This window comes from Aneurinibacillus thermoaerophilus (assembly GCF_019603355.1).
In the GTDB taxonomy this organism is placed as follows: Bacteria; Bacillota; Bacilli; order Aneurinibacillales; family Aneurinibacillaceae; genus Aneurinibacillus; species Aneurinibacillus thermoaerophilus.
Window position 1 is genome coordinate 1,887,761 of the sequence record NZ_CP080764.1, and the last position, 19,561, is coordinate 1,907,321.

Sequence of the window (19,561 nt, forward strand, 5' to 3'; positions counted from 1 at the left end):
AGCAAGATAAAATGCTAAAAAAGAATAAGTAATCCAGTGGGGAATTTGCTGATTCAGTTAACCGGTTTATGACCGGAACTTAAATAAGTGGTAAAAGGCGGCTGTATTATCAAAGTTTTCATAACAGGAATAATTATTATTGAATTCCTTACGCTATTTCGCATCGGATCGGTTAGCAAAAGTTTAACAGCAACGTTAATTATGCGGCTTGTGCAAGAGGGCATTTTGGATTTAAATGTACCCATTCATACGTATATACATGAGTTTACTTTACAGAATAAAGAGGATACTCGCAGTATTACACTCTGTATGTTGCTGAGCCATACCGCTGGTTTTCCTGATGGTGGAGACATCGTTGGAGAGACTATGCGGGAAATTATTTAGGTGCGGAAAGAGAATTTGTTAGTATAACAATTGAAGATACTGAGCTCATGATGGAGTGGAATGGAGAAAAGATGCCTGGCATTTTGGAATACGTAGATGACAAGAAACAAAGCGTAATTGAGAAGTAAGCATTAAGTAGCTATGGAAAATATAAAAAAGAAAAATTGTTAGGGCTGTCAGGCTGATGATGTTTAACTTTATCATCAGTCTTATTTTACGTATTAAGTTTTTTATTGATTTTTCCAAAATAAAGGGAGAGAGAAGAAATATAAAAAATGTGTTTACTATTTACGTTAGCAAATTGTGATGTTGTAATAATTTTCTCGAATTTATCAGAGCAGAACATTCAGCTCATTTGATATAGAGAGCGTTATATGGATGTAGCATATGAGTCAAGAGAGATAATAAAGTGGTTTTTCTTTTTTTAAGAAGCAAATTTATATAATTAGCCAAAGGGGTGTTTTTATGTCCGAAAGAAGAGCATCTGAAGTTGAAAAACGGATGGATGAAGGTCACAGCACTGGTATTGGAACGAATTATAAACGACTTTATTTTTTAATATGGCATAGTACATTTGAATACTCATCTGCTTTTTTTAGAAAGGAAAGTAAAAAACTGTAATAGTTCTAGTTACATGAACCTCCCCCACTTACCATAGGTTGAAGTGGGGGTTTCTGAACGATCCACCTCGATAGAACAGGCGATCAGCGGGTTGTCGCTGATCTCACAGACACGTGCCGTCTGCGAGGGGAATCATTCAGCAACACACCCTTACGGGCGTGGGGCGGAACAAACCATCTACTACTTCTCGCTTAGGCGATCCGTAGATACGTGGGTTTCTGAATTTCAAACGGCAAGGACTGAATCCGGTTTTCATACAACACTTTGGACAGTAGATTCGCCGCACCGTGAATGTCCTGATGTTGGGTATAGCCGCACCACGCACGTTCTTTTTCGCCCCGCAAACCGGACAGGTTTGCGATGTATAGCGTTCCTCGCGCTTGTGGAGCATGATGCCTTTCGCCTTCAGTTTGTACATTAGGTACTTCTTTACTTTCCCAACATGCCACTGGCTCATTCGCTGATTGTGGCAGCGAGAACGTTTCTTTTTCTTCTTTCGCTGGACGCCTTCGACATCTCCGAGGTAGACTTCGTTCACTTGCTGGGCGACCACCCATTCGACAAACTGTTTCGTCGTTTTGTGCAAGGCATCCTGTAACTGGCGTTTACTTTTAGAAAGAAGATATTGTTTGGCTCGGTTGTACCGCTTCCACTGAAGGCTGTATTTCTGGCACTTGCTCATTTTTCATGGTGGAGCGGGATGCGGTAAAAGCGACTTTTGCGGTTCGAATCATTCGAATCACCTTCTTTCTCACTACGAACGTACATTCCCAGTGTACAACGAATAGAAGGGAAAAAGAAGCACGATTCATCTCCCACCTACGCCGGAGGCGTGGAGGAAGGGGACTTCTCGCGTGTTATGTTAAAAAATTTCCGTTAAAAATGGGAACCCAAGCATTTTCGGCAGGTAAATATTCGATAAATACTTTCCCTCTGGCATCAAGCTTCTTTCTTCAAACCTGCACCTCAACTATTTTTTAACATGACTCCGTTCTGAGTTTTCTTGTCAGACATTGCACAGCAGATATGGTGCTCTAAGATGTTATCCTGGCTTAATTTTAGAATATCCGCCAGGTTTATCACCTTCGTATTATTATACATTATTTTGGATCAGCTTATCGGACATCGGTGTAGCTTTTGTATCTTCTTTTTCCCAATCATAATCAAGCAGACCAATCATTTTTCTTGACCGCTGAACAGCTCGGAAAAAGCCGCATGTAATCCAAGGGCGCCATATCTTTTCCGAAACTCTTCTATCGTACCTTCCTGAATGATCTTCCCATTTCGTAGAAATATAACCCGATCTGCAATCGCCTCAGCAACATGAAGCTGATGAGTTGAAAAAAGCACGGCATGCCCTTTTTCCTTAATCCCTTTGACAAGACGAACAAACGAATCCATCCAATACGGATCAAGTCCGTTTGTTGGCTCATCCAACACAAGCAGTGGCGGGCGGGACAATAATGCCTGGGCGAACAATAGACGCTGCCGCATTCCTTTTGAAAAAGCAGAAACAGGTTGGTTTTTTACCTCTTCTAATCCGACCCATTCTAATGTTTCTAAGATCTGTCCTCTCTCAACCCCTCGTAATTTCGCCCAAAAAGTCAATGTCTCTATCGCCGAAAGGGCATTGCCAAATTGATAATCATCCGGCATATATCCAATATATTGCGCATAACGTTCACGTTCCTGCTTCCATTGTATCCCCTTTACAAAAATGCTGCCTTTTGAAGGCTGCGACAATCCTACAATCATGCGTATGATCGTGCTTTTCCCCGCTCCGTTACCTCCACATAAAGCAATCACTTGCCCTGGAAACAACGTCATATTTATAGACTGGACAATGGTCTGGTTCTCAATCATCTTATAAACATCTTGCACTTGCAGCACAGGTTCAGTCACGTAAGCGTCCCCTCTCCCAAAGCACAACAGCCAAATATATTGAAAATCCAACCCACATCACACATGCCCACAGAAAAACAAGTATTCCACTGGGATGATTGATCCATTCAACCCATTGATAATACTCCGGGCCAAGAACAGAACCCCCTCCCAATTTCACGATAACAAATAAGCGAACAAGTTCTGCAGGATTCATTAAAGTTAAACATACAAGTGCTGGCTTAATCCAAAGATACGGAAGCAATCCTAAAAAGGAAATAAGAATCATTGGCCATCCGATAATGGTAAAAAACCAAATACCTACACAAAAGGTTAAAGCTTGCCAGCGGTTTTTAGCCAGCGTACCAACGATAAGAGCAAGGGCTAGAAACAAAAAAATAAGCAGCATTGAAAAAACAAAAAACAGTATATAAACAGGAAAAGCAAACGATTTTCCAATCAAAGCGCCAATTATGCCTATTAATCCATATCCAAAACTAATAATAACCAGCAAAACAATCGTTAAGCCTATGTATTTTCCATTAATAAAGGAAGCTGTACTCATTGGATACGTAGACAGGAGCTGCCAGCTTCCTTCTTCCTTTTCTCCGGTTAGAGAAAAGGAACCAAGCAGCAGTGTCATAAGCGGTAGCAAGTATAAAATAAGATTTAGCATCGTTCCGGTTGTACTTGAGTAACCTTCAATGAAATTTTGTGTGTTAATGAGGAGCAACGTAAAGCTAAAAAAAGAGAAAAGAGCCATAAACGAATAGGCCCATGGATTACGAAATCCCATTTTAATTTCTCTGAGCGCAATCGCATTCGTATGCATCTTATGAATCCGCGCCTTTCTTATCCATCTTCATACTGTCGGAATGGCCGTGCTTCATTTTGTGCATCATATCCATGTTGCGCTCCCATGTATGAGAGTGTAAGTCATTCGCGTTCATTAGCTTTCCTTTTCCTTGCCCATTCAAAAACGTTTGTGCTGCTCCCTTGTCCTTAAATGAATAAATTCCATATCCCATCGGTGTTTTGAACGTTTTATCGTAAATAAAAGAGGCTTCTTTAAGAGGAACCCATTCTTTTGTATTATAGTCCCGGACATATTCGGCTCCTACTTGTTCTGTTCCGTTTTTCTTCTCCCACTCATTCAGGCAACCAATATCGTCAAATTTCAAGGCTTTTCCATCTTTAAGAATGATTTCGGTCGAATGTTGATTGTCCGCTACTTGCATATTACAAACTGAACATTTATCCACATTCTCCTCAATGCTTACAGGATGATACTCTTTAGTTCCACAGCCTGATAATAAAGCGATGGACAATACTGATGCCATAATAAGCCCTTTTTTCTTCATATTCTTCTTACCCCCAAATAGAAAATTGTGCTAATAGATGCTACAAACAAAAACACGCCCATCCATAAAGTGTTTTTCGATTGTAAAGAACGGTGTATATCAGTAGTCAAAGGTGGTCTTATCAATGGTGAAGTATCTTTTGTCCAGGAATCCTGATTTGTCATAAACATACTTTCTAAAAAAAACATTCCTGGAGATTGGAAAAATAACTGATAGGCAGGAACCGCTTCTGTCAGCTTTTGAAAGAAAGGGTTTATCGCATAAGGAATACTGCTATGACCTGTATTCGCCATATCAATTCCTTGAAAATTGTCCCAGTAATTCTCTTTTAGTTGATTGTTGCGACTATCAATTCCTTCAGCCTGAATGACATTCGCATAAAACAGGTTGCTGTGGCATGTATTCTGCTGAGCATTTTTAAGCTGCAAACCAATAAAATTTTGATGAATCACGTTATTCCTCAGATCGTTGTTTTGAGATTGCTCAACATACATGCCAACGCGGTTCCCTTCCAATCTATTTCGCTCAATAATAGACGTTTGCACATCATACAAAAGCAATCCTTGGGAATTAACATTTTCACTCTGTTTATAAAATGTGTTTCCAATTACCTGGGTGTTTTTTGCCCCCATAATCATGGCCCCTGTTACATTATAGGAGCCTACATTATGACGAATGATCGTACCGTTTGTGTACATACAATGAATGCCATATCGTGAGTAATCAATACGATTGCTTTCCACTTGATTCAAATTACTATTTTCGAGATAAATACCATCATGCAGGTTCACAACCGTATTTTCTATGATGTTGTTTTGATGGGATTTCCATAAGTCAATGCCGTTTCCTTTTTGCGACATTTTAGCGGGTGGTTCATCCTTTTGTTCCAACCAAATAATCCGTGTTTCTCGAATCGTATTATGGCTAGCATTGCTCAATTGAATTCCAGAAGATTTTGTTTGTATCGCTAGATTTTCCAGGATATTATCATTTCCTGTTATAACAATCGCCGCCGATTCTTTAGATAAAGAATCAACAATCTCTATTCCGGTAAGACGACTGTGATCTGCTTTTATTTGAATAGCAGGCTGCTTGCTTTCATTTCGAATGCGAACCTTACCATTTACTACTTTAAGATGAAGAGGCTTGTCAATAATGATGGGGCCCTTATAGTCTCCAGCCTGTATCAGCAATGTCTCACCAGGTTTTGCAAGTCTGATCAGGTTTTGGAGATTATCTGGGGAACCCTGCTCATTTGCACTCCCTTCTTGATTGGAGAGAAAAGAAAAGATACATATAAAAATTAGACCTTTTATCAGTTTATGGGACAATTCGTTCACCTGCCTATAAACATCCAGTCGTAATTGACACCTCTTCTATTTTAAACCTGTAATAAGAACAGAAAAATGGCTCGAATGAGTCATCTTTGCACTCATCTTCTATGATTTTTCAACGTTACCTTTTATGCCGTTCTTTACTTATTCTACTGTCAACCCATGCCGAACAGCATAAGCAGCCAGCTGTACACGATTATCAAGATGAAGCTTTTCTAACAAATTTTTTATGTGATTTTTTACCGTATTTTCCGCAATCATAAGACGATTCGCTATTTGTTTATTCGTCTCACCTGCCGCTACCCAAGAAAGGATTTCACGTTCTCTCGGCGTCAAAGAACCCGGATCCGGTTCATTAGATGTCTTCTTTGTACGAAAACGATATAACAATCGATTGGCTATTTCTCTCGATACTTCTACATCCTCTCCAAGCAAAGCATGAAGGTATTGTATCCAATCATCCGGCTCCATATTCTTCAATAAATACCCCTGTGCACCGAATTGAATAGCCGTAAACAAATCCTTTACATCATCCGAAACCGTCAGCATGACAACATGGATTCTTGGATAAGCCATTCTGATCTTCCGAACCACTTCCAGCCCATTTAACCGCGGCATATTAATATCGAGCAAAAGTAAATGAGGCTGAAGCTCACCACAAAGCTTAAGAGCTTCCTGTCCGTCGGCAGCTTCTCCAACAATAAAAAAGACTTCGTCGCTCTCCAATACACTGCGGATGCCTGCTCGTGCTAGCGGATGATCATCTGCAATAACTACTCGATATTGCTTCATTTTTTACTTCTCCTTTGTCACAATTAGTTCTGTTCCCCGCGTCTCTCGCTTAAAGAGACGAAAGCTTGCTCCTAGCTGTTCTGCTCGTTCCTTCATCATGAAAACACCATAGTTCTTTACAGATATTGCAGCGCTATCAAACCCACACCCATCATCGATAATTTTCAATTGCCATCCCCCATCTCCCCCTTTAAATTCAATGATTACATGAGAAGCTCCAGAGTGCTTCCGAATATTAGCAAATGCTTCTTGAATAATAGCAAAAAGCTGTATTTCTTCTTTTGGCGTAAATAATTTATGAGGAAGCTCAATGTCTTCCTTTACATCAATTCCTGTTAACGCACTCCACTCCGAAAGCCACTTTGCCAGTCGAGAGGTAAGTACATCTCCCTCCTCAGGTAAAGAACGCAGATTAAAAATCGCCTGTCGCACATGATTATCGATCATTGAGACAGCATGCATTGCCTCAGCAATGTGTCCTTGCTTGAGCTTAATATTGAGAAAGAAAAGAGTTTGCGCAATTCCATCATGAAGTTCAGAAGCGAGCCTTTCTCTTTCCTCATACACAGCCCTTTTCGCTTGTTCCTGTGCTAATCGTTCATTTGTTGCACGAATAATACGAAACATCCATACAGAAAATAAAAGGGAAAGAATAAATGTAAGAATTGTGATATATAGATTTCCCGTTTCCATAGATAAATACTCCAAAAGAAATTCATGACGTATATATTCAAATCCACCTATCAGCAACGTAGGCAAAACAACGGCAAGTACTTGTAAAAGACGATAAGACATAAAGCGTATTCTCCTTTTAACGTTAATCTTAAGTATCCATTTTTATAATAACTTAGTCCTTCACAGATTAAGATAGCTCATCTGGGCTATCACTTTTACTGTAAGAGATGCTATCATTTGCTGCCCGCCAAAGTAAAAACTTCAGGTATCTCCAAAACAAAAAAACACCATCCTTCGTCCCGTTGATTAGAAAAAGAATCGTGTTTTAATATGCGGCCTTTCATCAACCCATCAAAAGACCTTGTTTCTTGGTTCTGTATCTTGGACAAAAAATAACATGGTTATCCAACAGGAACCCCCTTCTATTTCATCATCATATAATACGCACGAAATGATGAAGGATAAAAAAATGTGAACACTTCATAGATAAATTACGTTTATTTAAAGGAGGAGCTTTATGCAACGACTTATCATTTTTGCCATCATTGGATTTTTTGCCCAGTTAGTGGATGGCTCATTAGGGATGGCATATGGAGTCACTTCCAGTTCATTGTTACTTCTATTCGGCATTTCCCCTGCGGTTGCATCTGCTTCTGTTCACATGGCCGAAGTGGTCACTACTGCCGCTTCAGGTGTTTCCCACATTCGTTTTGGCAACGTGGATAAGCGAACCGTTTATCGCCTTATTCTTCCTGGCTCCCTTGGTGCGTTCATCGGTGCTTGCTTTTTAAGTAACTTGCCTGGAAATATGGTTAAGCCTTATATCGCGATTTTCTTGTTTTCTCTGGGTGTTTATGTTCTCTTTCGATTTTTGCTCGCCGGGGTTAAGAAGATTCCCGCCGCTCAAACTAATCGCACTCCAAGTAAAAAATTACTGGTTCCGCTCGGCTTCATTGCGGGATTTGCTGATTCTACAGGAGGAGGTGGCTGGGGGCCTCTTGCTACGCCTGTCTTGCTGTCACGCAATGAACTTGAACCTCGCAAAGTAATCGGTTCTGTAGACACCAGTGAATTTGTTATCGCCTCTTCTGCTACTCTTGGCTTCCTCATATCATTAGGCTTGGAGCAATTCCATTTGGGATGGGTATTCGCATTGATGATTGGAGGGGTGGTAGCTGCTCCAATCGCTGCTTGGCTAGTCCGCAAGATTCCATCTGCTATTCTTGGAGTATTAGTCGGGGGACTCATCATGATTACCAACCTCAAAACATTATTCGAAACCTTTGGTATAAGTTCCAATCATGTTCAAAATTTGATTTATCTTTTTTTCACCTTCATTTGGGCAGGTACTGTAGCATATAACATTTTACGCCACCGAAAACAGATTCAGCAATCAGAGCAAACGGAATGTTTGGCAACCTGTGAGAAGTAATGGAACAAAAAACCGGAATAAGGATTACACGTAAAGAAAGCATTGACAGATAATGAATAACCTGTTATGCTACGAGTAATTTCATAAGAAAAGAATGTCCACTAGGGGTGCCGTTTACGGCTGAGATAAGGTTTTCCTTGATCCCTTTGAACCTGATCTGGATAATACCAGCGTAGGGAAGTGGCAGCGACGAATCATAAGCCGGAATATGCCTTCCGGTTTGTCCGTCTTTGTCTCGCGTGCCGCTCTGCTACCAGGGCGGCTTTTTTAGTCGAGAAATGGCGTCCACAGTTGGGCTTTCTACATTTTTCATATTGTTCAGGGAGGAATGATTATGTCATTTACACAACAATTACGCGAGGCGGCCGATCCGATTTTTGAAGCGATTTTCCAGCACCCGTTCGTACAAGGACTAGCAAACGGCGATCTCAAAAAAGAAGCGCTCATTCATTACGTTAAACAAGACTTTGAATATTTGAACGCGTTTGCCAGAATTTATGGTATCGCCATTTCCAAATGCGAATCGCGCGAAGATATGCAGATGTTCTGCGACCAGCTTCCTGTCGTACTGCACGGAGAAGCGCATCCGCACAACAATCTCTGCCGCGTCGCTGGCGTGCGTTACGAAGATTTGCAAGGGTATCCACTTGCGCCAACGGCCAGCCACTACATCCGTCATATGCTCACGGTAGCGCATGAGGGGACGCTCGGCGAAATTTTGGCCGTGCTGCTTCCCTGCCCGTGGACATACTTAGAAATCGGGCAAAAACTGATGCGCGAAGTAAATCCAGACTCTTCCCATCCATTCTACGAATGGATTACGTTTTACGGCAAGTCAGTTGAAATGACCGTAACCGACAAATTTCGAGCACGACTTGATGAATGGGCATTGAATGCATCCGATAAAGAAAAAGAAAAAATGAAACAGCATTTCCTGACCAGTTGTCAACTGGAATACGCGTTTTGGGAAATGGCATACACGGAAGAAGCATGGCCGGTGAAAATCGGGGAGGCAGCGCGCCGATGAACTGGAAGATGCGTGAAATTGTGCTGGCCGTCGTTCTCTCGATCGCCTGTGGTGTATTATATCTTGGCTGGTCCACCCTCTGGTTGCCCATCTCGGCGCTGGTAGGCCCGGTCGGTGCGGAATTTATGTTCGGCGTATGGGTCGTGGCCAGCCCTCTTGTCGCTTTTATCGTACGCAAACCGGGAGCCGCACTCATCGCCGAAGTGGCCGCAGCTGCTGTTGAAGTGTTCACCGGCAGCCACTTCGGCCTCTCTTCCCTGCTTATCGGCATCCTGCAGGGGCTTGGCGCCGAAATCGCGTTTTTCATGTTCCGTTATAAAAAATATTCGGTGCCTGTGTTAATGCTGTCCGGGGTATTGGCCGCGATCGGAAGCATGGTATATAGCTTACTGGCTAACGGGTTTGCCTATTATACAACCGGTGTGCTGCTCGCCACATTCGGCCTCCGCGTCATAAGCGGTGCCATTCTCGGAGGCCTGCTTGCAAAGATCATTGCCGAATCGCTCGCAAAAACCGGCATTCTTTCTTCCTATGAAATGATGAAACAACGCAGACACCACGGTGGTGACCCGTATGACTCCGCATCTGGCGTGTAAGGATGTCTCCGTCCGATTCTTTGATTCTCGCTTTTTTACGTTAAAGGATGTTACCCTCTCCATTGAGAAGGGAGAAAAAGTTCTCTTCCTCGGACCGAGCGGTTGCGGCAAGTCGACGCTTCTTGCCGCGCTGGCCGGCCTTATTCCTGGCTCTATCGAGGCGGAAATAACAGGCGAAATCGTCCGTCCGGACAGAATTGGCATCATGTTTCAGGACCCTGACGCACAGTTTTGCATGCTAACGGTCGGAGACGAAATCGCATTTAGTTTGGAAAACCGCTGTGTGCCCCGGAACCAGATGGATTCACTCATCGAAAAGGCGATGGCACAAGCTGGGCTATCTTTGCCGAAAGATACTCCCATCGCCACGCTATCTGGCGGAATGAAACAGCGGCTCGCGCTCGCCTGCCTGCTCGCTTTGGACGCGGACACGTTATTTTTCGACGAACCAACCGCCCAGCTCGATCCGCAAGGAAGACAGGAGATTTTCGAGTTATTGCGATCTTTTTCCGATAGCGACGTTACAATGGTATTTGTTGAACACGTGCTGGACGAATTAATTGACTGGATGGATCGCGTCGTTCTGTTCGATGCTGGCGGCCGCCTTATCGGCGAAGGTACGCCAGAGGACGTGCTGTCCTTATATGGGAAAGAAATGGAAGAGGCCGGAATTTGGAAGCCGCGCCTCTTTCCTCATACAATGGAAGAAGTATGCGCCGACCCTTCCCACCCTTTACAAACAGAGTGGTCGTCCCAACTCCAGCGAAGCAAGGCGAAGCATACAACTTCCTCTCTGAGAACGAATGAACCGGTTTATACGGTGCATGATCTGTCGATTTCCTATGGAAAAAAACAAGTGCTCACTTCCATCAACTTCTCGCTGCATGCGGGGGAATGGGTGGCCATAGTCGGAAAAAATGGGGCCGGAAAGAGCACATTGCTCAAAGTGTTGGTTGGCTTGGAAAAATGGAAGCAGGGCGACATTCTGTTTGCAGGCCGGTCGCTAAAAAAATGGCCAACTAAGGCATTGTTCGAACAAGTCGGCTTTGTTTTTCAAAATCCAGAGTTGCAGTTTGTAACCGATCGGGTATATGACGAAGTAGCATTCGGCGGGAAAGTAAGGGGCTGGAATGAAACAGCGCTGCATGAGAAAACGATACGGTTGCTTCAGGAGTTTGCGCTTGAACCGTTCAGCGAAAAACATCCATTTACATTAAGCCAGGGACAAAAGCGCCGGTTAAGCGTGGCTACTATGCTTTTGTTTGACCAAAAAGTACTATTGCTGGACGAGCCTACGTTTGGTCAGGATGCAGGCACGTGTGCGCAGCTTCTTTCCCGCCTCCAACAACGCAAGGAACAGGGTACATCGATTATCATGGTTACCCATGATATGGATCTGGTAGATCAGTATGCGGATCGGGTGCTGTTGCTTGACAATGGAACCATACAATTCGACGGTACACCGTACGAGTTGTTTTCTTCTCAGCTTCCCCTTCCCGGCCTGATTCGTCCGCTGCCGTACGAATGGGAAAGGAGGATAAAAGATGACGCACGATTCGGGCTCGTTTCTTACGCGCGTGAATCCATCCGTTAAGCTAACCGCACATCTTCTAATTATGATGTTTCTAATGACCATCGGCGATCCAGGTACATCTGCCTTACTCTGGCTACTTTCGCTTATCATCGGTGTCGCGCTCGGAGGCTGGACATGGCAGTATATAAAACGACGCATCCTGCCATATCTCGGCTTCTTTGTTCTCGTATTCTGGATGCTGGCTGCTTTCGGCAAAGGCGAGGCAGTACTGTGGCAGTTCGCCTGGTTTCGGATCACGGAAGAGGGCGTCTATCATGGTTTGGTCATCGCGTTCCGAATGCTCGGTTTCGTAACATACGGTCTACTATTTACATCCACGACCGATACAACGCAACTTGTCATGAGCCTAATTCAACAGTACAAACTTTCTCCAAAATGGGGATACGGACTGATGGCAGGGATGCGGTTCATTCCGCTATTTGAAAGCGAGCTGAAACAAATGAAAGCCGCGCATAAAATCCGCGGTTTTCATACGCAGGGAAAGCTGAAGGCTTTTGCACGCTATACGCTACCTTTATTCGCGCAAGGCATCCGTAAAGCAGAACGGGTGGCTGTGGCAATGGAAGCAAGAGGATTCAACGGTTCCCGCAAGCGGACGTATTATCATACGCCGATCGTGGCGAACCTGGACTATCTGTATTGTACTTTTCTCTTTTTGGCCGTATTGGTTATTACATTTTCCTCCTATTTATTTGGATGGTTCACCTGGGTATGGGATTCATAACATGCACACAAACCAGCTCGATCATTGGGCTGGTTTGTGTGCTCAGCTTCCTTTCTTTTGTAAAAGATAAAACCGTTTATCTTTGTACGTTCTCATAGACAAAATCCCCGAATCCGGCAGACAATAGTAGAATTCGAGGATTTTTGCTTTATAGTTGGCGAAAAAAATGAGGCAGGCTACCCTATTAGAGAAAAATCAAACGTTAATAGTTTCTTAATCTCCCGTGACGAACGAAGCGCATACTTTTCCATCCACTTGGCGATAAATCCGGTCATATGAGCGGCAGCGAAGCTATGCCCCTGCAAATTAAATTTTTGCAGGGGTCCTTCCAGACGCTTGGGAAGTCCAAGAGCGGAAAATGACACCGGCTCATCTGCATGATAATAAAACTCATCGGCCCGGCAATCTTCACTTGCTTGCACTGCGAATACAGACGGATAATAACCGGGCCACAACAATCCCCGCCCTTTATCACAAGCGGAAACAATCACGATTCCCGCCCGCTCTGCTTTCTCGCACACATCCCGCAACTCCTTAACATCGCGGCGGACACCAAGACTCAAGTTAATGATATGCATTCGCGCGTCGATACACCATTCGATCGCGGCACATAGTACCTCAATGTGCGCGCTTAGTGTCTCGTGAAAAATTTTGACCGCCCAAATCTCAGCATCCGGTACATGTTCGTACAACACACCAGCCACCGCCGTTCCATGTCCTAGCCGATCGTGATAAGCATCCGATATTCGGATCATCCCTTCGTCCGACACATGGAACGCAAGACCACCGGCGACCTTTCCGATATGGGAATGATGCGCGTTCACTCCGCTGTCAATCTGGGCAATACGTATGTTTTCGCCTCTTCCCCAAACCTGTTTAGCCATGTCGCCTTTCCAACGCCGCATTCTCATTCCCCCCTATAGACGAATGAACACGTTCAAGCAAACCCCCATCCTCCATGAACCAAATCCGATCCGCCCATCCAATATGTTGCATACGATGGGTAATCATCAACACCGTCTTGTGCCATAAATGCCGGCGAATAAATGAAACAATGTCCTGTTCCATCTTCTCGTCAAGATGGCACATCGCCTCATCGAAAATAAAAATATCGGGGTCTCGCAAAAATGCCCGGGCCAGCGCCAGACGCTGCTTCTGTCCCGTCGACAATGCCCTGCCGCGTTCTCCTAATTTGCTATTCAGTCCCTCCGGCATCTCCATGATTTCCTGCCATAATCCTACCGCCACAAGCGCCTGCTTGATTTCTTGTTGTGAAAACGAATATGCGCCCATTTGCAAATAATCGACTACCGTTTCATGCCATACCGGCGTGTCATGTGTGACAAGACATACGCGACGATTCCAGGAGTCGCGCGTAAAGGTTCGGATATCGATACCGTCGCAATAAATCGCGCCGGACACCGGAGTATACAGTCGCGCCAGCAAATCAGCAAGCGTGCTTTTTCCAGCCCCGTTCGGCCCGACAATCGCTACCTTCTCTCCTTTTTTTACGGAACAAGTAATCTCTTGTAAAATATCGCGTTCCTCTTCATGGCGAAAACGCACCCGGCGAAACTCTAAAACGGAGCGAAATTCAGGCATGACTTGCGTCCCATCTTCTTGCACAGGCAAATTCAGAAGCTCCTGAACCCGCACGATCGCGGCTTTTCCTTTTTGAAAACGAATGTACAATTGGGCAAACCCCTGAACAGAACTGAAAAATTTCGCCTGGTATGCGCTAAACGCCAGCAACGCGCCAAGAGTCGTCTCGCCCGCCAGCACTTTTCCCCCCAGTACACTGACCGTACCGATGGTCGAAAGCAAAATCACCAACTGTGGAATGCCCTGCGCGCAACCGGAAAAAAACGTAAGCTTCATATGTTGGCGGTTTATCGTTTGCAACTCGTTCCTGTATTTTTCGGCGCACCACATTTCCAAACTTCCAGCCTGGATAAAGCGCAGCGAAGACAGCGTATCGAATAAAAAGCTTTGATTGCCGGCGGACAGCTTGCGCAACTGTAAATTCTCCATATACAATAAATGGCGAAATTTTTGTAAGCCGACCAGCAAAACGGGCAAGAGCAAAAAACAGCACATTGCCATCGACCAGTCAAGATAAAGCAGGAAACCAACTTCCAAAACAACATTCAGGCTGACAATCACCGTCTGCAATATCCAATCGGTATACATACGCTGCGCTTCTCCCGCATCTTCATTCAACCGGGAAATGGCATCTCCCGCTCTTTTTTTGGAAAAAGCGCATAAAGTCGTACTCAACAGCCGCTCATACAATGCGCCTCTTATGTTTGCTGCCATATGCAAATGAACGCGCAGATGATAATACTTCGTCGCCAGGAAAAAGACATACATTAGCAAAATACACCCGATCCCCCACGCCAGCGCAAGCGAAAACGGATACGCGCGCTGGATAAACACCCGGTCAACGATAAACTTTCCTATCATTGGCTGCAACGCCAATAAGACGGTGGCGATCATATTCAGCCATAACATCAACAACAGCGATTTCCAATATGGAACAATAAAAGCGGACAGCTTTTGCGGCATCCTGCACCTCCTATCTGTAGTAGCACATCAGCCCTGACTCGCAGAAAGAAGGCTGGTTTCTCACCTTTTTGGCAAAGCGCTGCACGTCTTCCGCTTCTTCCTGCGCCCGCACGCGGTCTACTACCGCTTTTACCAGCTGTACGCTCGCCAGTTTCCGATAAGGAGAGCCTTCCCTTCCGACAATTTTCAACGAATCCACTCCGGCCCGATACAAAGCGGGAAGCGCGCACAGACCGCACGGGCCGAGGGGAAGCCCGTCTTCCGCGAGCTGGCAGCCGCAATCATTCACAAACCAGACAAACTCACGGTAATCCTGCACTTGTCTTGTCAGCATCTCCACCTCGGCGGGTTCCAGTATCCGATCGCCGTCCGTCGGTATGCCGATATATTCCCACTGGCTCTGGGAGCAAAAGGCGCCGACCCGGTTATGGGTTGTATGGCAAAAACTTTCTTCATATACACACCCATCGTTTAAAATAAACATTTCGAGCTCGATCTCACCGGCGGCCTGCTTCAGTCTTAAAACTTCATCTACCTGTACCGTACGCGGCAGTACAATCCTGCTTGCTCCAAGCTCTCTGTACAGTTCGATACTTCCGACATTCAGCGGCGCTGCCAGGCTGCTCACATGAAGATTGGCCCGCGGCACATGATGCTTGATGGCCATCATGAAACCAATATCGCTTACAATGAAAGCATCCACCCCGATGCTCTCCGCGCAATGCGTAACCAAATCCAGCAACATCGGGTATTGTTCCTCTACGTAATATGGGGCGTTCAGCGTAATATAAACCGGAATCCCGTACCGATGCGAAACCTCAACAATACGTCGCAATTCCTGAAAAGACAGGACGCCCGCAAACGGATTCCGCCGATTTATCCACACGCCGGCTGAATATTTCTCCATCCATTCCAGCGGAGTAATTCCACAATAAAATTCTTCGGCACCGTTTTCCGCCAGCATTTCCACTTCCTGCGCCGAGCCTAATGGAGCTAGTATTTTCATATGTCTGTCCCCTTCCTCCATCTTTTGGATTTCACACGGGAATCCGCGGGCTGTATACCACTCTCCCACTCTCCGCTTTGGCCATGTTCGCTAATCCCCGCTTTACGATATCCCGGTTATGGGTATAAAAAGCGGTGTTGCCTTTTTGGAAAATGCGATGCCTCATATCCGGGATGTGCCTGTTTTTCAGCTCAAACGTATAGCGTTGACATTGCTGTCGGCAGTTCGGATCACCGCGAAACTTATCTTTTTTTTCCGCTTCCATAAATCCCACCATACAGGCGCTCCCGCTGGCCACGCAGCCGAACGGAAAATGAAAGGACAGCATGTACGGCGATGAATATTCAAGCAGCGCATGTTCCTGAATCAGTTCATCAAACTCAAGTCCTGCCACATTCCCCTCCTGCAAAAAACGTCCAAACCATTCCGACAACAACCCGCTCCCTGCAAACACACGGCGAGCGTCTGTTGGCGCGTTCTCATCCGCATAATAATCCGCTACCCGCGGATCCCGAATCGTCCTGTTTAACAATCGTCCTATCACAATATGCAAAACGGGAAAATGCTTGCGGATATGGTGATATACCCCCCAGTCATTAACTACAACTTCAAGCGGCCGCTCTTCCTTTACAGCCATTGTCTGCAAGTAAACAAGAATTTCAGGCAGCGCCTCAAATTTCACGGTATGGACATACGGGATGACAAACGTAAACGCCAGACCGTGCTCCTGACTATATGCAAGTGCTTGCTTTACAGCAGTGAGAGAAGGAAGGCGATACTGGCAAAATTCAGATCCAAAGTACAAGCGATCAGGCTGCCGCCTAGCCCCGCACATTTGCTCCCATACCGAAAAAAACATCGTCTGCATATTTCTCTCTATTTCATTTAAATGCGTGCAAGCCGACCACGGTTGCCTCGAAAGCTCCAAATCCCGCAGCGATTGGATCGCGACCGCAAATTCTTTCATGATATATGCACCTTCCTTCCGTTTCATCGGCGGCGCCGCCATATGAACCGTAAACAAAACAGTTAGTTACGAATCGCCTTTACTTTAATATCCATTCCGTCTGTTGGTGTTTTTAAAATTTTCTCTACATTCAAATCTGTATCCGCGATAATAAAGTCATTACCGCCACCGCCTAAATAAATCTTCTTTCCATCTGTGCTCATGTTAATGCCGTAAATCGTACCTGTAGGTGCTTTTACGTCTTTTATCACATGCCCGGTTTTTGCGTCTACTTTATACCAATGGTTCATAATGGAATATCCGTAACGTTCGTCCGGATCGATAATGGCAGAAAACATACCGACAGGCTCTTTGTCAAAGTCTTTCTTTTTGACTTCTCCGGTTTCCAAATTAGTCCAGCTCATTCCTTCTTTCACCGTTCCATCCGGATAGGTGGTCACCGTCGGGAAAGAATTAAACTTGCTGTTATCCCCCCGCGGAAAAAGCAGCAAAACATTCGTAGAACCATCCTTGCCGTTTTTGATTCCTTCCTTTTCTTTTAGCTGCCATTGCTTCGTATCCAACGTGTAAAGATCATATCCCCATACAAACAATGTGTGCGGATCATTCTTTTTAAATACCATGGCGTGAATGCCGTAAGGAGCTTCCAAATCGCGCGTAACCTTTTTGGTTTGCAAATCGATCTCGATAATTTTGCTTGGAAGCGCCTTGAAAATATTGGTTCGTTTTTCCCCTTGTGTCACAAACGCATACGCTTTAGAGCCATCCGGAGATATCGCCGAACCCCATACCCGGCGATCCAGCATGCCCTGATCCGTTCTTCCTGTCAGATTGATTTCATCCATCACTTTGTTTTGCAATGTGTCAATCACATACAACGTCGTTCGCCCATTTGCGAGCAACAACGCCTTTGTCCCATCTTCCGTAAAACTCAAATCCCGGGTCGGTCCTTTGACTTTAACACTGGCGATAACTTTCGGAATCGCAGGATCGATCACCGTCAGTTCGCCGTATCCTGTCACAAATACCCGTTCGGTGTACCCCTGAGCTGTTGTTGTATGTGCGCCGGAAAAGCTGAACATAAGCAATGTCAACCATATGCTAAGAACAGCGATTACTTTTTTCATCACGAATGACTCACGCACCCTTCTTTCCCGATGCCGGAAATCCGATCAAGAAACGCTGGATTTGCCTTGGCAATTTTGACATATGCTTTCAATCCGATCACCATCCATTCGTGCATCCATTCACAGTAGTGTGCGTTCGGGCGACGAAAATCCCCCTGCCGCTCCATCGCTTCATAATAACAGCCTCCTGAGCAAATATGCTTCAGGGCACACATCGTACATGATTCTTTCCGCTCTACATGCAGCTGCTCCAACATCTCCCGTTGACGTTCGCGCTGAATGCCCGAATAAATATCGCCCATTTTAAAACGTTCATCCTCATTAAAACGATGGCACAAATACAGTCCCCCGTCGGGACTAACAGCAAAAAAGCCCAGCCCTGCCCCGCACCCGTACGCTTTATTTGTTCCGATATGGAGTTCTTTTAGCAAATTGGTTAAGTTGGAAAATCCGAGGTAACGTCCGTTGACCGCATGCTCCACATATAAGTCGGCAATGTCTGCGAATTGCCGGAGCAATTCTCGCAACTCTTCACCGTTTAATAGCAGATTTGCATCTGTTTCGGTAACAGGAGCGAATCCTACTTCATAAAACCCTTTGGCCAGCAAATGTGAAAGCGACGTTTCCACCGCCTCAAATCCTCTGGATACGGTCACCCGCGCACCAACCGGAGCGGTGCGGTGGCCTTCCACCAGCCGCTCCACATTTTGGCTCACTCGCTCATACGATCCTTGTCCTCCAGCGAAGAGACGATGCTTGTCATGCGCTTCTTGCGTACCATCCATGCTGACCGACACCCCTATGGAATACCTATTTAAAAACGCAATGCGCTCAGGTGAAAGCAGCGTCCCGTTCGTGGTCAACGAATAACTAATTTTTTTGCCATAGAGTTCGGCTTGTTCCGTGCCGTACTCAACCAAATGCTGTAGTACATCCCAGTTTAGAAAAGGTTCGCCGCCAAACAATACAATGGTCACTTCCTGTTCATGAAAACTGTTTTCCATCAGAAAATGAACAGCCTGCTCGGCTACTTCTTTGGATAAATATTTTTTCGGGGCACCGTATTCCCCATCTCCTGCATAGCAATACGTACACCGCAAATTGCATTCATTGACCAGATGAACGACAAGCGTTTTTACAGGCATATTATCTGTTTGGCGGGGAGCAGAAGGGGTGCGGGAAAACACCCCCTCACCCTCCGCGCCTTCATCGTGCACGATTTCCATTTTTGCCAGCTCTCTTATGGCTTCCTGCCATTTTTCGTCCCTTTGCATTTGAACGGCATACACATCTTCTGCCAGAACCGTACAATCCCCTATGGGTTGCCCATGCTGTTTAGCGAAGGAAAGAAATGAAGAGGCCGCCTCATCCAATTCCATAATATTCCCTGTTAAACCATGAAATAAGTAATGATGTCCATCAACGAAAAAGTCAATATAATTGCGAATCTGCATCGTTCCCATAATATCCCCCCT

The 19,561-nt window shown here is 45.1% G+C and carries 21 protein-coding genes and 1 riboswitch; of the genes, 7 read left to right on the forward strand and 14 right to left on the reverse strand.

All coding sequences use genetic code 11. The annotated features are described in order from the left end of the window. Positions 1-87: 87 nt before the first annotated feature. Positions 88-384, forward strand: coding sequence for a serine hydrolase domain-containing protein (locus K3F53_RS19675; RefSeq protein ID WP_057898762.1), 297 nt, complete (start codon positions 88-90; stop codon positions 382-384). A 465-nt stretch (positions 385-849) separates the two neighbouring features. Next, positions 850-1,005 carry a hypothetical protein gene (locus K3F53_RS09840; protein ID WP_156424033.1) on the forward strand — a complete coding sequence of 52 codons (156 nt, stop codon included), beginning with the start codon at positions 850-852 and terminating at the stop codon, positions 1,003-1,005. A 136-nt stretch (positions 1,006-1,141) separates the two neighbouring features. Here K3F53_RS09840 and K3F53_RS09845 read toward each other — a convergent pair whose 3' ends face one another. The 8 genes from K3F53_RS09845 to K3F53_RS09875 form a co-directional block, all read right to left on the reverse strand. Then, a complete protein-coding gene (locus K3F53_RS09845) occupies positions 1,142-1,558 on the reverse strand; it encodes a transposase (protein ID WP_246615715.1) in 417 nt (138 codons plus the stop codon). A gap of 58 nt (positions 1,559-1,616) precedes the next feature. After that, a complete protein-coding gene (locus tag K3F53_RS19680) occupies positions 1,617-1,739 on the reverse strand; it encodes a hypothetical protein (RefSeq protein ID WP_281423665.1) in 123 nt (40 codons plus the stop codon). A 442-nt stretch (positions 1,740-2,181) separates the two neighbouring features. Further along, on the reverse strand, positions 2,182-2,907 hold the full coding sequence (locus K3F53_RS09850; protein ID WP_057898760.1) for an ABC transporter ATP-binding protein: 726 nt from the start codon (positions 2,905-2,907) through the stop codon (positions 2,182-2,184). Continuing rightward, positions 2,900-3,718: an ABC transporter permease gene (locus tag K3F53_RS09855; RefSeq protein WP_057898759.1), complete on the reverse strand. Its 819-nt coding sequence runs from the start codon at positions 3,716-3,718 to the stop codon at positions 2,900-2,902. The genes K3F53_RS09850 and K3F53_RS09855 overlap by 8 nt, the downstream gene beginning before the upstream one ends. A 1-nt stretch (position 3,719) precedes the next feature. After that, positions 3,720-4,247, reverse strand: a complete 528-nt coding sequence (locus K3F53_RS09860) for a nitrous oxide reductase accessory protein NosL (protein ID WP_057898758.1) — start codon at positions 4,245-4,247, stop codon at positions 3,720-3,722. After that, positions 4,244-5,587 (reverse strand): right-handed parallel beta-helix repeat-containing protein, encoded by a 1,344-nt coding sequence (locus tag K3F53_RS09865; protein ID WP_162265018.1) that lies wholly within the window; start codon positions 5,585-5,587, stop codon positions 4,244-4,246. Before K3F53_RS09865 ends, K3F53_RS09860 begins: the two co-directional genes overlap by 4 nt. A gap of 138 nt (positions 5,588-5,725) precedes the next feature. After that, the gene (locus tag K3F53_RS09870) at positions 5,726-6,373 is read right to left on the reverse strand and encodes a response regulator (protein WP_057898756.1); all 648 of its coding nucleotides are present in this window, start codon (positions 6,371-6,373) and stop codon (positions 5,726-5,728) included. Positions 6,374-6,376: 3 nt separating this feature from the next. Then, entirely contained in the window at positions 6,377-7,168 is a 792-nt protein-coding gene (locus tag K3F53_RS09875) for a sensor histidine kinase (RefSeq protein ID WP_057898755.1), read from the reverse strand. Positions 7,169-7,565: 397 nt separating this feature from the next. Between K3F53_RS09875 and K3F53_RS09880 the strand changes: the two genes are divergently transcribed. The 5 genes from K3F53_RS09880 (at position 7,566) to K3F53_RS09900 (ending at position 12,421) form a co-directional block, all read left to right on the forward strand. Continuing rightward, on the forward strand, positions 7,566-8,480 hold the full coding sequence (locus tag K3F53_RS09880) for a sulfite exporter TauE/SafE family protein (RefSeq protein WP_057898754.1): 915 nt from the start codon (positions 7,566-7,568) through the stop codon (positions 8,478-8,480). Positions 8,481-8,573: 93 nt separating this feature from the next. After that, positions 8,574-8,676, forward strand: a riboswitch (TPP riboswitch). Positions 8,677-8,814: 138 nt separating this feature from the next. After that, on the forward strand, positions 8,815-9,507 hold the full coding sequence (tenA, locus tag K3F53_RS09885; RefSeq protein WP_057898753.1) for a thiaminase II: 693 nt from the start codon (positions 8,815-8,817) through the stop codon (positions 9,505-9,507). Further along, on the forward strand, positions 9,504-10,103 hold the full coding sequence (locus K3F53_RS09890) for an ECF transporter S component (protein WP_057898752.1): 600 nt from the start codon (positions 9,504-9,506) through the stop codon (positions 10,101-10,103). The genes tenA and K3F53_RS09890 overlap by 4 nt, the downstream gene beginning before the upstream one ends. After that, complete coding sequence (locus tag K3F53_RS09895) at positions 10,081-11,697, forward strand: ABC transporter ATP-binding protein (RefSeq protein ID WP_220558919.1); 1,617 nt, start codon at positions 10,081-10,083, stop codon at positions 11,695-11,697. The genes K3F53_RS09890 and K3F53_RS09895 overlap by 23 nt, the downstream gene beginning before the upstream one ends. After that, complete coding sequence (locus K3F53_RS09900; RefSeq protein ID WP_057898750.1) at positions 11,648-12,421, forward strand: energy-coupling factor transporter transmembrane component T family protein; 774 nt, start codon at positions 11,648-11,650, stop codon at positions 12,419-12,421. The genes K3F53_RS09895 and K3F53_RS09900 overlap by 50 nt, the downstream gene beginning before the upstream one ends. A gap of 176 nt (positions 12,422-12,597) precedes the next feature. Here K3F53_RS09900 and qhpE read toward each other — a convergent pair whose 3' ends face one another. From qhpE to K3F53_RS09930, 6 genes are read right to left on the reverse strand one after another with little or no spacing between them, the layout of a single operon-like run. After that, entirely contained in the window at positions 12,598-13,326 is a 729-nt protein-coding gene (gene qhpE, locus K3F53_RS09905) for a subtilisin-like serine protease QhpE (protein ID WP_057898749.1), read from the reverse strand. After that, positions 13,298-14,986 carry an ABC transporter ATP-binding protein gene (locus tag K3F53_RS09910; RefSeq protein WP_220558920.1) on the reverse strand — a complete coding sequence of 563 codons (1,689 nt, stop codon included), beginning with the start codon at positions 14,984-14,986 and terminating at the stop codon, positions 13,298-13,300. Before K3F53_RS09910 ends, qhpE begins: the two co-directional genes overlap by 29 nt. A 10-nt stretch (positions 14,987-14,996) precedes the next feature. After that, complete coding sequence (locus K3F53_RS09915) at positions 14,997-15,992, reverse strand: peptidase U32 family protein (RefSeq protein WP_220558921.1); 996 nt, start codon at positions 15,990-15,992, stop codon at positions 14,997-14,999. A 31-nt stretch (positions 15,993-16,023) separates the two neighbouring features. Beyond that, complete coding sequence (locus tag K3F53_RS09920) at positions 16,024-16,986, reverse strand: hypothetical protein (RefSeq protein ID WP_220558922.1); 963 nt, start codon at positions 16,984-16,986, stop codon at positions 16,024-16,026. Positions 16,987-17,021: 35 nt separating this feature from the next. Further along, positions 17,022-18,089, reverse strand: coding sequence for a YncE family protein (locus tag K3F53_RS09925; protein WP_139184908.1), 1,068 nt, complete (start codon positions 18,087-18,089; stop codon positions 17,022-17,024). Then, entirely contained in the window at positions 18,086-19,549 is a 1,464-nt protein-coding gene (locus K3F53_RS09930; RefSeq protein WP_091260011.1) for a radical SAM/SPASM domain-containing protein, read from the reverse strand. Before K3F53_RS09930 ends, K3F53_RS09925 begins: the two co-directional genes overlap by 4 nt. Between the last annotated feature and the right edge of the window lie 12 nt (positions 19,550-19,561).

What these genes read in the sequence shown, in the direction of transcription:
- K3F53_RS09840 (WP_156424033.1), top strand. Translation starts at nt 850, where the DNA reads ATGTCCGAAAGAAGAGCATCTGAAGTTGAAAAACGGATGGATGAAGGT.
- K3F53_RS19680 (WP_281423665.1), bottom strand. Translation starts at nt 1,739, where the DNA reads ATGATTCGAACCGCAAAAGTCGCTTTTACCGCATCCCGCTCCACCATG.
- K3F53_RS09855 (WP_057898759.1), bottom strand. Translation starts at nt 3,718, where the DNA reads ATGCATACGAATGCGATTGCGCTCAGAGAAATTAAAATGGGATTTCGT.
- K3F53_RS09860 (WP_057898758.1), bottom strand. Translation starts at nt 4,247, where the DNA reads ATGAAGAAAAAAGGGCTTATTATGGCATCAGTATTGTCCATCGCTTTA.
- K3F53_RS09870 (WP_057898756.1), bottom strand. Translation starts at nt 6,373, where the DNA reads ATGAAGCAATATCGAGTAGTTATTGCAGATGATCATCCGCTAGCACGA.
- K3F53_RS09875 (WP_057898755.1), bottom strand. Translation starts at nt 7,168, where the DNA reads ATGTCTTATCGTCTTTTACAAGTACTTGCCGTTGTTTTGCCTACGTTG.
- K3F53_RS09880 (WP_057898754.1), top strand. Translation starts at nt 7,566, where the DNA reads ATGCAACGACTTATCATTTTTGCCATCATTGGATTTTTTGCCCAGTTA.
- tenA (WP_057898753.1), top strand. Translation starts at nt 8,815, where the DNA reads ATGTCATTTACACAACAATTACGCGAGGCGGCCGATCCGATTTTTGAA.
- K3F53_RS09890 (WP_057898752.1), top strand. Translation starts at nt 9,504, where the DNA reads ATGAACTGGAAGATGCGTGAAATTGTGCTGGCCGTCGTTCTCTCGATC.
- K3F53_RS09895 (WP_220558919.1), top strand. Translation starts at nt 10,081, where the DNA reads ATGACTCCGCATCTGGCGTGTAAGGATGTCTCCGTCCGATTCTTTGAT.
- K3F53_RS09900 (WP_057898750.1), top strand. Translation starts at nt 11,648, where the DNA reads ATGACGCACGATTCGGGCTCGTTTCTTACGCGCGTGAATCCATCCGTT.
- qhpE (WP_057898749.1), bottom strand. Translation starts at nt 13,326, where the DNA reads ATGCGGCGTTGGAAAGGCGACATGGCTAAACAGGTTTGGGGAAGAGGC.
- K3F53_RS09910 (WP_220558920.1), bottom strand. Translation starts at nt 14,986, where the DNA reads ATGCCGCAAAAGCTGTCCGCTTTTATTGTTCCATATTGGAAATCGCTG.
- K3F53_RS09915 (WP_220558921.1), bottom strand. Translation starts at nt 15,992, where the DNA reads ATGAAAATACTAGCTCCATTAGGCTCGGCGCAGGAAGTGGAAATGCTG.
- K3F53_RS09920 (WP_220558922.1), bottom strand. Translation starts at nt 16,986, where the DNA reads ATGAAACGGAAGGAAGGTGCATATATCATGAAAGAATTTGCGGTCGCG.
- K3F53_RS09930 (WP_091260011.1), bottom strand. Translation starts at nt 19,549, where the DNA reads ATGGGAACGATGCAGATTCGCAATTATATTGACTTTTTCGTTGATGGA.